The sequence below is a fragment of the Larkinella arboricola genome (genome assembly GCF_003259745.1).
GTDB classification, from domain to species: domain Bacteria; phylum Bacteroidota; class Bacteroidia; order Cytophagales; family Spirosomataceae; genus Larkinella; species Larkinella arboricola.
In genome coordinates, this window is the sequence record NZ_QLMC01000003.1 from 72,555 (window position 1) to 84,890 (window position 12,336).

At 52.2% G+C, this 12,336-nt stretch carries 10 protein-coding genes; 5 read left to right on the forward strand and 5 right to left on the reverse strand.

Going from position 1 to position 12,336, the window contains the following annotated elements:
- Window positions 1-3 precede the first annotated feature (3 nt).
- Together LX87_RS11740 and aspS are read left to right on the forward strand one after the other, a co-directional pair.
- Window positions 4-1,041 (forward strand): glycosyltransferase family 4 protein, encoded by a 1,038-nt coding sequence (locus tag LX87_RS11740; RefSeq protein ID WP_111628439.1) that lies wholly within the window; start codon window positions 4-6, stop codon window positions 1,039-1,041.
- A gap of 63 nt (window positions 1,042-1,104) precedes the next feature.
- Window positions 1,105-2,874 carry an aspartate--tRNA ligase gene (gene aspS / locus LX87_RS11745; RefSeq protein ID WP_111628440.1) on the forward strand — a complete coding sequence of 590 codons (1,770 nt, stop codon included), beginning with the start codon at window positions 1,105-1,107 and terminating at the stop codon, window positions 2,872-2,874.
- A gap of 33 nt (window positions 2,875-2,907) precedes the next feature.
- Here the strand turns inward: aspS and LX87_RS11750 are convergent, their stop codons facing one another.
- Window positions 2,908-3,444, reverse strand: a complete 537-nt coding sequence (locus LX87_RS11750; protein WP_111628441.1) for a DinB family protein — start codon at window positions 3,442-3,444, stop codon at window positions 2,908-2,910.
- 174 nt (window positions 3,445-3,618) lie between these two features.
- On the opposite strand from LX87_RS11750, the gene moeB reads away from it, so the two are divergent.
- Window positions 3,619-4,764 carry a molybdopterin-synthase adenylyltransferase MoeB gene (gene moeB, locus LX87_RS11755; RefSeq protein WP_111628442.1) on the forward strand — a complete coding sequence of 382 codons (1,146 nt, stop codon included), beginning with the start codon at window positions 3,619-3,621 and terminating at the stop codon, window positions 4,762-4,764.
- A gap of 114 nt (window positions 4,765-4,878) precedes the next feature.
- Here moeB and LX87_RS11760 read toward each other — a convergent pair whose 3' ends face one another.
- From LX87_RS11760 to LX87_RS11775, 4 genes are all read right to left on the reverse strand, one after another.
- Window positions 4,879-5,670, reverse strand: a complete 792-nt coding sequence (locus LX87_RS11760; RefSeq protein ID WP_111628443.1) for a hypothetical protein — start codon at window positions 5,668-5,670, stop codon at window positions 4,879-4,881.
- 325 nt (window positions 5,671-5,995) lie between these two features.
- A complete protein-coding gene (locus LX87_RS11765; RefSeq protein ID WP_111628444.1) occupies window positions 5,996-6,328 on the reverse strand; it encodes a hypothetical protein in 333 nt (110 codons plus the stop codon).
- A gap of 258 nt (window positions 6,329-6,586) precedes the next feature.
- A complete protein-coding gene (locus LX87_RS11770; protein ID WP_111628445.1) occupies window positions 6,587-7,123 on the reverse strand; it encodes a Rad52/Rad22 family DNA repair protein in 537 nt (178 codons plus the stop codon).
- A gap of 274 nt (window positions 7,124-7,397) precedes the next feature.
- On the reverse strand, window positions 7,398-8,786 hold the full coding sequence (locus LX87_RS11775) for a sensor histidine kinase (protein ID WP_111628446.1): 1,389 nt from the start codon (window positions 8,784-8,786) through the stop codon (window positions 7,398-7,400).
- 142 nt (window positions 8,787-8,928) lie between these two features.
- On the opposite strand from LX87_RS11775, the gene LX87_RS11780 reads away from it, so the two are divergent.
- Both LX87_RS11780 and LX87_RS11785 read left to right on the forward strand, forming a co-directional pair.
- A complete protein-coding gene (locus LX87_RS11780; RefSeq protein ID WP_111628447.1) occupies window positions 8,929-10,245 on the forward strand; it encodes a glycosyltransferase in 1,317 nt (438 codons plus the stop codon).
- A gap of 229 nt (window positions 10,246-10,474) precedes the next feature.
- On the forward strand, window positions 10,475-12,133 hold the full coding sequence (locus LX87_RS11785) for a carboxylesterase/lipase family protein (protein ID WP_111628448.1): 1,659 nt from the start codon (window positions 10,475-10,477) through the stop codon (window positions 12,131-12,133).
- Window positions 12,134-12,336 lie beyond the last annotated feature (203 nt).

The following is a 12,336-nucleotide window of genomic DNA, read 5'->3' on the forward strand; positions in this document are numbered from 1 at the left end:
CGCATGAACATCTTTATTGATACCGAACGTTTGCGGGATCTGAACAGCGGCCTGGGGCAATTCTGCCTGCAATTGGGTCAGGAACTGGTTCGGCAAAAACCACCGTCGGCCCGGCTTACGTTTCTGGTTCCGAAAGGACAGGAAGGCGTTTTCGGCACGAACGTTCATTACCAAACAGCGGCCTGGTGGCGGAAGTGGTATAATCCGGGCACCTACGATCTGTGGCACTGTACTCACCAGGATTCGCGGTTCTGGCCCGCATCCCGACAGACCCGAACGGTTTTAACCATCCACGACCTGAACTTTCTGGAACGGACGGATTATAACGACGCCAAAAAGGCAAACCGCCTGACGGCTTTACAGCGCAAGGTTGACCGGGCCTCGGCGATCACCACCATCTCGGAATACACGGCCTCCGTCGCTCGCCAGCACCTGACGCTTCCGAACGTTCCACTGACGGTTATTTACAACGGTAATTCGCTTAACCGCGCCATTGCCCAGCCGCTCGCCGTTTCGAATCCGTTTTTCCTGTTTGTTGGTGTGATTCATCCCAAAAAAAACCTGCACACGCTGCTGCCGCTGCTGGAAGCCTTCCCGGAATGGCAGCTCGTGCTGGCCGGCCCCGACACCCATCCCTACGCAGCCCACCTGCGCGAACAGGCGCAGCACCTGGAAATTGCGGATCGGCTGGTGATGCCGGGCACGGTCACGGAAGCCGTCAAAAGCTGGCTCTACCAACACTGCGACGCCTTTTTGTTCCCGTCCCTTTCCGAAGGTTTTGGCCTGCCGGTGGTCGAAGCCATGAGTTGTGGCAAGCCGGTTTTTCTGTCACGACTGACGAGCCTGCCCGAAATCGGCGGTACGGATGCCTATTACTTTGAATCGCTGGAACCGGAAGAAATGGCCGAAACCGTTTTTGCGGGCCTCAACGACTTCCGCGCCAATCCGTTCCGGGCCACCCGGCTCCGCCAGCAGGCTGCCCGCTTCAGTTGGGAACGAGCCGCCCAACAATATTGGCAGTTGTATACTGATTTGTTGTAAACGGGTTACGGTATTGGATTTACTTTGGCTACCTTTGCGGCTTATTGAACCATTTTGAAGAGTATGCTTCGAACGCACACTTGCGGAGAAATCCGCATCGAACACGTTAATACCCAAGTTATTCTCTGCGGCTGGGTGCAACGCATCCGCGACAAAGGCGGTTTGATCTGGATTGACCTCCGCGACCGCTACGGCCTGACCCAACTGCTGCTCGAAGAAGGCCAGACCGATCCGGCCATCATCGAGACCGCCCGCTCGCTGGGCCGTGAGTTTGTGGTGAAAGCCACCGGCGAAGTGATCGAGCGTAAATCCAAAAACCCCAACCTGCCCACGGGTGATATTGAGGTCCGGCTGCAAGGGCTGGAAGTCCTGAATCCGGCCAAGCTGCCACCCTTCCTGATCGAAGACGAAACCGACGGGGGCGACGACCTGCGGATGAAATACCGGTACCTGGACCTGCGCCGGAATCCCGTTCGGAGAAACCTCGAACTGCGGCATAAAATGGCCCAGCAGACGCGGATTTACATGGACGGCCAGGACTTTATCGAGGTAGAAACGCCGGTTCTGATCAAATCAACGCCCGAAGGAGCCCGCGATTTTGTGGTACCAAGCCGCATGAACCCCGGCGAGTTTTACGCCCTGCCGCAATCGCCCCAGACGTTCAAGCAACTGCTGATGGTATCGGGTTTTGACCGGTATTACCAGATTGTCAAGTGTTTCCGCGACGAAGACCTGCGCGCCGACCGCCAGCCAGAGTTTACGCAGATCGACTGTGAAATGTCGTTTATTACACAGGAAGATATTCTCCAGATGTTCGAAGGACTGGTTCGGCACCTGTTCAAAACCGTCAAAGGCATTGATCTGGCCGAAGTGCCACGCATGACCTACGCTGATGCCATGCGGCTGTACGGTTCAGACAAACCCGATACGCGCTTCGGTATGGAGTTCGTCGAGTTGAAAGGGGCATTCGATACCGTCGATCTGACGTCGGGCAAAAACTTTGTCGTGTTTGATTCGGCAGAACTGGTCATTGGTATTAACGCCAAAGGCTGTGCGGAGTATACCCGTAAGCAGATTGATGAATTAACGGAATACGTGAAACGTCCGCAGATCGGCGCCAAAGGGCTGATTTACGTGCGTTACAATACCGATGGAACCGTCAAATCATCGGTTGATAAATTTTACTCGGAAGACGATCTGAAACAATGGGTCGTGCAATTCCAGGCCGAACCCGGTGATCTGCTGCTTATTATGGCGGGTGATGCGGCTAAAGCCCGGAAACAATTAAACGAGTTGCGGTTGGAAATGGGAACCCGCCTGGGTTTGCGCGATCCCAATCAGTTCAGTGCCCTGTGGGTGTTGGATTTTCCGCTGCTGGAGTGGGGCGAAGACGAAAACCGCTGGTTTGCGATGCACCACCCGTTTACCTCGCCCAAGCCGGAAGACATTCCGCTGCTGGAAACCAACCCCGGTCACGTGCGGGCCAACGCCTACGACATGGTCATCAACGGTACCGAAGTCGGCGGGGGTTCCATCCGGATTTTCCAGCGGGAGTTGCAGTCGAAGATGTTTGATTTTCTGGGTTTCACGCCCGAAGAAGCCAAGGCGCAGTTCGGCTTTTTGCTGGATGCGTTCGAGTACGGCGCTCCTCCCCACGGCGGCATCGCGTTCGGTTTCGACCGGCTGTGCTCTATCTTCGGCGGTGCCGACTCCATCCGCGACTTCATTGCCTTCCCGAAAAATAACTCGGGCCGCGACGTGATGATCGATTCGCCCGCTACGATTTCGCCGGCGCAATTGGACGAATTGCAGATTGCGGTAGCAAAGAAATAACAAAAAAGGGCCGGCATTGCCGGCCCTTTTTTGTTAAAACAGTTTTTCGTTCGGCGGCTTAATGCCTTTCATCCGGATATAAATAGTTGTCTGTCCCCGGTGGTGCGTCTGGTGTTCAAACGCTTTGGCCAGCATCGTTTCGCGGGACATTTCGCGCGGGCCCATCTTTACATTTTCGGCCAGTTGCGCGTCGCTCAGTCCTTTCACCCCATCGATCACAAAGTCATAACTGTCCATCACGGCTTTCGTCAGACCGGCTTTGGTCTTGAACTCCTCCATGGTTTCCATTTTCTTTCCCTGCATCGGATTGGTTTTTCCGGTAGCGCCCGACGCAAAGTTGTAGTTTGCGTTGGCCAGGTGAAGCATTTGTTCGGCAAAGCTCCGGACCTCGGGTGTTGGCTTGAAGTTTACGCCCTCTTCCGGCATTGCATCGAGGTATTCCTTCGTATACTCTTTAGCGCGCTGCCATTCTGCCGTAATCTGACTAACGGTTGTCAGTTTGGTCGAAAAGCCGCTGAACGTTACCCAGAGCATCAGGGTCAGGGCGGTAAATGCAAGTTTTTGTTTCATAGCGAGAAGGTAATGGTTTGAGAACCAAAGTTAAATCTGGCAGCCAGGTTTGCAAGCCCGTTCCCCTGGATTTCTACTCAAAATTGGGCGTAAAATAAAATTCGACACGAAAATGTAATTTGCATCGCTTTTTCGTTTAAAATGTAGATCAGTTTAGCAAGCAACAAATCAACTATGTTATTACCCGCCGAATACACCCGCTACGAAAAGCACCTGAACCTGCCAGAAATTGGCGTGGAGGGACAATTGAAGTTAAAACAGGCTCGTGTTCTGGTGGTAGGCGCCGGTGGATTGGGTTGCCCGGTTTTGCTGTATTTAACCGCGGCTGGCGTTGGTACCATTGGTATTATTGACCCCGATACGGTTGCTATTAGTAACCTGCAAAGACAGGTACTTTACACTACAGAACAAGTAGGTAAACCGAAGGCAACCATAGCCGTAAATTCACTCAAAAAAATTAATCCAGAAATCAGCTTCAACGCCTACGCGTATTCACTCGACCGTTCCAACGCCCGGACGATCATCGACGAATACGATCTGGTGGTGGACTGTACCGACAACTTTACGGTTCGTTATCTGGTCAACGATGTCTGTGTGATGCAGGGAAAGCCGTTTGTTTACGGCGCCATCCACCGTTTTGAAGGCCAGGTTGCGGTGTTGAATGCCCGGCTGGCCCCTTCGGAGTTTCAGCCCGAAGAAATCCGGCGCGGCCCCACCTACCGCTGTCTGTTTCCGGAATTTCCGAATCAGATGGAAATTCCAAATTGCGCCGACACAGGCGTTATGGGCGTTCTGCCCGGCGTGATTGGCACCTACCAGGCCAACGAGGTTATTAAACTGATTACGGGCATTGGCCACTCGCTGAACGAAGAACTGCTGATGGTGGATTTGCTGGCCATGTCGTTTCAGAAAATCCGGGTTCGCCGACGGCTTGATGCCGAAGCAGCCGCCCAGAACGGTTGGGAAGAAGGCCAGCGTATCATCGCAAAAACCGAAATCCGCCAGAGCATCACCCCGCTGGAACTGGCCGAACGGCTGACCAAGGAAGAAGATATTTTTCTGCTCGACGTTCGCGAACGGCCCGAATACAACATCTGCCATCTGGAAAATGCGGTTCTGATTCCGGTCAATATCATCGCCAATAACGTCAAACGTATTCCGGTTGATCGGCCGGTAGTCGTCTACTGCCACCACGGTATTCGCAGCCAGTACGTGATCGATTATCTTCAGAAGGAGTTCGGTTTTACCAACCTCATGAACCTACAGGGCGGCATTAATAGCTGGGCACGGGATGTCCAGCCGGAGATGGAAGTCTATTAGAGCGTTTCCGGGGTAATAAACTAACGCCCGTTGGCTGCTCTTTGGAGCGAAAGCCAACGGGCGTTGCTTTATCCGCTTCGAACGGGTTCAGAACTGGGTTAGCTCCAATGTCCACTACGGTTCTGTCAGTTCTTTGGAGTCCTTTGCTTTGCCATTCAGCTCGTTTTTTTTCTTTTCAATAACCGTACTTTCTTCCTTCGGAGCCAAGTCAGGCATCGGGCTGGCCGGAACGGCTTTCCCCTGAAAGTCGCCCTCAAGTTGCCGCCGACCGTCTTTAATCCGCATATGGCCCGCAAAATCGGTTGCTTTTCTTCCACCAACATTCAGTGAGCTAACCAACCGCTGCAATTGTGTAGGATCATATCCCACCAGATAAGACAGCAGGGAAACCGTTACGGCAAATTTAAAATAGGAAGCCGCCGACATCCCGAGAATAGGCGTAGACATATCGTTCGCATCGACCGGCACGGAAAAACTCGCTACGTACGTACCCGCCACCAGGATCAGGTAAGCCAGAAACCCGCGAAACATCGAAACAACTGGGTGTTCGGTCATGTAAACCAGGCTCCGGTATTCGAACGAATCGTGATCCAGCGCATCAATGTCAATATGAGGTTTTTCGTTAATGGCACTGAGGTTACTGGCCAGCCCCCCAATAACACCCGCCAGGGCCGCCAGTAGTGCGGTATTGGTCGGCGTAAACGTCAGCGCGTACAACCATAGCGTCTCCCAGATGACATGGCCATCCGTATCAAGGGGTTTCAGCTTCGATGACGAGATGCTTAACCCCATAAAAAATAAAATCAGCCAGCCTAAAAAAAGGGCAATCCCCATTAAGCCACGGTTGCGGACATAGTTTTTACCGACGGTCAGTTTTTCAGCAGCAGGTGCATCTTCTGTTTTCATAGCGATACGGGTTAACAGAATAAATGTACACCAGCTATATACTCATTGTCAATACTTTACCAACAAATACGGTACTAGTACGTATCGGTATCCGGTAAAATACGTGCGTCGGCAGATCGGTTCGAAGTCAATCTAATACCGTGTATCTGACCCGTTCCGGTAGTTGTTTTTTCTATTCGGATGAGGGCGGCATTCCGATTTGTGCCCGTCGCAGATCGACAGGAACCGGCGCATGAACTCGCGCCCTCCAAATTTGTCATACGTAGGACAATCAGAATAAACCCCGGCGGTGCCGGGGTTGTGTTTTAAAACATGGTAACTGTTGCTAGATGTAAAAGCTGTGCGACGTCAGAACCAGGTTGGTTTCATGAAAGTGTTCCTCAAACAAGTCCTGCAATTCATGAACATACTGAATATACCGACGCGACTTGATACACAGCCAGCAGTTCATTCCTGCCACCAGACGCGCATTTTCAAAACTCCACGAATACGCCGATGGATCGGGTTGAAAGCCGAAGGCCTGCAACCAGGGCTTGGTCAGCCTGATGGGCTGGAGATCATCGGACGAGAGACTTCTCAGGTGCTGCTCGGTTAGTAGAACAGGCTCCTTCTGAACAACATAATATCGATTACTCTTTGGGGTTATGATTCCATTCATTGTGCGGGGTAATCATGTTTTACCCTTTGTACGCAGAAGAGTAAATTATATTGCTTTTTTAAGGCGCCTTTCTGTACAACATTAGTTAATGGGAAAATAAACGGACTAAATCTTTATAACACATTGACTATCAATGCATTACCAGAAAGTACTTACTATACGTATGTGGACAATCTACGTATGAATACCGGCAACTATAGATACAAAAAAGCCCGGATAATACCGGGCGTAGAATTTAACGGAATCAAATCAACAGAATCAGGCTGCGGCCCGCACCTGAGGTTGAGGACGTTGCAGTTGACGGACATGATCTTCTTTCAGAACGATGACATCCCGCTGCGGTTTGCCGCTGTTAATGGAATCGACCAGCGCATCCAGAAGCCGATAGGCCCATTCCGGAATGTATTTGCCTTCTACTTCCACAAACACCTTCGGAAAATTGTATAAACCCCGACCAAGCCCGAACTGCACGGCGGCCCGTTTCATGGCATCGGAAATACCGCCTTTCACGGGTTCGATGGCCGTCCGGCTGGCACCGTCGGTTTTGCTGATTACCTGACCGGAAGGCAGGGTAACGGTTATCGTACACAGAAAACCGCCGTCAATTTCCCTGATTTCGTTGCTCCAGTTTGCCCAGCCAAATTGCTCATCGAATCGCTCCATGACCGAACGGTTGGTGATGTATGGTACGACAATCAGCTTGGCTGGTTTGCCGTTTTTCGCTTCAATTACCTGCTGCACCCGCCATTCAATCTCTTCTGCCTGTAAGGGTGTCGTTAATTTTTGGAGTTCCATTTCGTTAGTATTTGCTTGCTTAAATATAACAAATACCGGGCAGGTTTCATTCAAAAATTCCCCGAAATATTCACGTAGAAGTGATAGAATAATCACCGTCAGCGGGCATTAATTTAGCTGCCTGACCAGGCAAAACACAAAACCAGTCGTAGCCATTCATCAACACCGTGGTTGTCGAATGGGAGTTCCCGTTGCTTATCGCCAGTGGCTACAGAAAGCAAGGTCAGAATACGCCAATCTATGGGAAGACAGGGAGAATCTGCCAGACAAATCACTACTCCATGTCAACTTCCTGAACCGTAGCGGGACTGGTTAGCAGCAGGGGTAACGTAACCCGAAACCAGCCATTCGCTTCTTCGATGCGTGGAGTTGGATGATTCAGGAGCCGGTATTTGTCGGTGATGTTGGACAGGCCCACCCCGTTGGATTCGACCCGCACAGCCCGGCGCTGGATATTGTTTTCGACCACCAGATGGCCCACTTCCGTCGTGCCGATACGGATTGTCAGTGGTTCTTCCAGCAGCGCCCGGTTATGCTTAACGGCATTCTCGACGAGTAGTTGCAGCGTGAGGGGCGGAAGAAGGGCATCCTGAAACGTGTCGGCTACGGCAATTTCCGTGCAGATACTCTGTCCATACCGGGTTTTAAGCAGATGCAGGTAAGATCGGATGAAATTGAGTTCTACGCTTAATGAGGTCAGTTCCGAATCACCTGCCCGGAGCAGGTACCGGTAAACACTCGATAATTCATCGACGTAATCGGTGGCCTGTTGGGGATTTTCGTCGATCAGGGCGGAAAGCGTATTGAGCGAATTAAACAGAAAATGCGGGTTAACCTGACTTTGTAAGGCTCGCATCTGAGCCTCGGTAAATTGCTGTTTAAGCTGCTGCACCGTGAGGTCGGCTTCCAGTTGCCGGCGCAGATACTGTTCGCGTTCCCGAATCAGTGTCTGTTCAGCCATGATTTGCTGGAGCGCCTGCTGCCGTTGCCGGTACGACAGTCCGAGGGACACGCAGATCAGGTCGAGCAGGATACCCACCTGCATGATAAAAGCCGGATGCCTGGGTAAGGGCAAACGAACAACAACCTCAATCCCCTGGTCAATGTACTGGTTCAGTACCACCGTAGAGAAAATTTCACCCAGCCACAACGCCACAGTACCGACAAAAAAGAACCGGGCCAGCACATCCGTCCGCTTCAGGTACATGATGAAGGTGTAGAGGATGGTCAGGTTGGTCAAAACCAGCACAATACCCCGTTCGATATCGAGCACAATAGCGTGCCAGCCGGTTTGCCACAGCGACGAGAACAGGTTAAAATACGTTTCGGGCAGGGCAAACAACAACCAGGTAACCTGCATGATCCGGTACCAGCGCAGCAGGCGGGGGTAGCTGGTCAGGTTCATAAACGTCAGGGCCAGTTCCAGATACAGCACAGAAAATACGTAGAAAGGAACCGTCCGGACAAACGCCATGATGGCCGGTTCCAACGCCAGCGCATCCCCACCAAAGGCAATGACCCACAGGAAGATATAGAGACTGTAAAGCGCATAAACCCGTTCCCGGCGAATCACCCACTGGATCAGGTTAGCCGCCATGATCACCATCGTGCCGCCAACGAACAGTAAAATCCATTGATCGTAAGTGGGTAAAATCAGGTGCATACAACGTAAGAAGTTGAAGTTCAACGAAAATAGAAAAAAGTTGCTTTACCTGCCGCTTTTTACGGTTCATGGTTAAAAAGGTTGGGGAATCAGGCGCCTACCGGCAATTTTAGCCCGATCAATTAAACAACAACATCTACACATGAACCCTCAGCGCATCCTTTTTGCAACCGTGCCCTTCGACGGGCATTTTAGCCCTCTTACTGGTTTAGCCGTTCACCTTAAGCAGCTTGGCCACGATGTCCGCTGGTATGTTGGCGGGCATTACGGCGACCGCGTCCGGGCCCTGGGGCTACCCCACTACCCCACTGTAAAAGCCCGCGTTATTAACCAGACGAACATGGACGAACTGTTTCCGGAACGGAAGAAAATTAAAAACCCCATCAGCCGCGCCCGGTTCGATGTCAAACAAACGTTCCTCAACCCGATTCCGGGCTACGTGGATGACCTCATGGCTATCCACGCCGACTGGCCCTTCGACCTGATTGTGTACGATCTGGCCTGCCTGGGCGCCTTGTTTGTGCAGGAGTTGCTCGCCATTAAAGGCGTGGCCGTTGGCGTGCTGCCCCTGTTTGAAAGCGAATCCAACCCACCCGCAGACGACCCGCATCAGTTCCCGCTGAAACGCTGGCTGGTACGCCGGGCAAAGCGGGCTAAAGTTTATCTGACCTTCCGGGTGATGATGAAGCCCTGCAACGTGCTCTACAATGAACTCCGGGGTCAATATGGCCTGCCGCCCGAGTCAGGCTTTATGTTTGAATCCGTGTTCCGGAACGCCCATCTGTACCTGCAAAGCGGGGTGCCGGGCTTCGATTACCCGCACCGGCAGTTCAGCCCGAACGTTCGGTTTGTAGGGCCCCTGATGCCACACCGGTCGGGCCAGAAAACGCCGTTTAGGCAGGCAGAGCGTACCCTTCCCTACAAACACGTGGTGCTGGCGACGCAGGGAACATTTGAGAATGATGTCGAGAAAATCATCGTGCCAACGCTAGAAGCCTACAAAAACGACCCCGATACAATGGTTATTGTCACGACGGGCGGATCGGGCACCGAAGCCCTGCGCGGGCGTTACCCCCAGTCCCATTTCCTGATCGAAGACTTTATTGATTATGACGCCGTGATGCCTTACGTGAATGTGTATGTCACCAACGGCGGCTACGGGGGGGTGATGCTCGCGCTTAAACACAAGTTACCGATTGTAGTTGCGGGCGTTTATGAAGGGAAAGATGACATCGCCGACCGGGTTCAGTTTAACCAGGTTGGTATAAACCTCAATACCGAAACGCCCAAACCGGCCCAGATATACCGGGCGGTAACGAAAATACGGACAGATGATACGTACCGCCAGCGGGCGCGGCAGTTGAGCAGGGAGTTTGAGCAATATCAGCCCAATCAGCTAGCCGTGGGTTACATCAACGCATTGATGACCGAGAAGCCCGGCCTGCTGGTTACCACGTAACCGTAAACCCGTGAAGAAAAGTAGATCATTCCGTACCAACGGATCGACAACCGGCTTTTGGCACGTTTCGGCCCGGCAGCGGAATAGCCAACCCAGGTTATCCATCGAGCACACCGGCGGTACTTTTTAAATAACTTTTTGTATTATATATTTCCAATAAATTATACAAATTGCTATTTGCCAATAACATAGCGGCACCTTTTCTTCACCCTTTACTAACGAATATACGATGAAGCCTTCAAGACGGAATTTTTTACAATCGCTGGGCGTTGGCGTGACCGGTTTGAGTCTTTCACAGGAATCGGTTGCGGCTCCTTCGCGCCCGCCTAAAGCCGTTAAACCCGCCGACGATGAGCAAGTGTTGTTTGTGGGCGACAACATTGCCATTGCCAACACCGAGTATGGAAAAGTCCGTGGTTTTATTCTTCGGGGCATTCATCACTTTTTAGGGGTTCCGTACGGGGCCGACACCTCGGGTAGGAACCGCTTTATGCCCCCTCAGAAACCTACTCCGTGGGCGGATGTTCGTCCGGCCCTCTGGTGGGGAAATTCGGCTCCGCAGATTATGGAAAAACGGTATGCCAATCCCTATGCATCGTTTGTGGACCACTGGAATTACGACGATGTATCGGAGGACTGCCTGAAACTGAATGTGTGGACACCTGCTCCGGATACGCAGAAACGCCCGGTCGTGGTCTGGCTGCATGGGGGTGGATTCGTGAATGGTAACGGAATTGAACAGGACGGCTATCACGGCGAAAACCTGGCCCGACTGGGAAACATCGTTTTCTGTTCAATTAATCACCGCCTGGGCGCTCTGGGGTATACTCACCTGAAAGCGGCCGGGGGCCATCCGGCTTCCGGCAACGTGGGGAATCTGGACATGGTAGCGGCCCTCGAATGGATTAAAAATAACATTGCCAACTTTGGCGGAGATCCCCGCAACGTAACCATCATTGGTCAGTCCGGCGGAGGGGCCAAGGTAACAACGCTGATGAATATGCCGTCCGCGAAAGGATTATTCCATAAGGCGGTGGCCCTGAGCGGCAGTTCGCTTTCCGGCGTTAACAAAGAGTATGCCGAAAAATTAGGGCTCAAAGTAATGGAAGAAGCGGGCCTGAAACCCGGCGAAATTGACAAGCTCCAGCAGATTCCCTGGCGCCAGTACATCGACATTGCGAATCGGGCGGTGGAGAAAATGACCGACGAAGCCAAACGGCTCTCTATTCAGCGGGGCGGTTACTCTCCGGTTGCCGACGGCGTAGCACTGAATGCGGACCCGTTTTTCAAAGACCCGGGGCACTTCTCGGCTGACATTCCCCTGATGATCTGCTCGACGTTTCATGAACAAAGCCCCAGCCGGACCGACGCCATGTTAGAAAGCATTTCGCTGGCGGAAGTGAAGGAAAAAATCAAACCTCGCTTTGGTGAGAAATCGGGTGAAATCGTGGATGCGTATGTTAAAAACTTCCCGAAAGCGCGGCCCATTGAAATCTGGGCGCTGATTGTGTCTAACCGAAAGAATGCTATTGCTACCGCCGATGCAAAAGTGTCGCAGCAAAAAGCGCCCGTCTATGTGGCCTGGTTTGGCTGGCAGCCGCCCCTGTTCGATGGCCGGATGCGGGCTTTCCACTGCAATGATATTTGTTTCTGGTTTTACAATACCGATCTGATGCTGACCCACACGGGAGGAGGCAAACGCCCCCGGGCGCTATCGGAAAAGATGGCGAAATCGTTCCTGAACTTTGTAAAAACCGGCAATCCAAACGGAGGGGGCCTACCAACCTGGAAACCGTATACAGTTCAAAATGGCGAAACGATGATTCTGGATGACACGCCGATGCTGGTGAACGACCCCGACCGCGAAGCCCGGAAAGCCCTCGCCTAGCTGTCCAGCGGGGTGATTGACAGGAATTGTAAGGAACGGATGGATTTTAAAATTGATTGTTTAACGGCTTCAACGTCCTTCTGGAAACTGACGCCTGAAAAAAAATGAAAAATTATGATGCATCTGTTTCAGGTTACACAATAAAGCGTCCGAATCACCGTTTCATAGGATAGTAAGTTTCTTCTGCCCCAGCGGTCACCCTG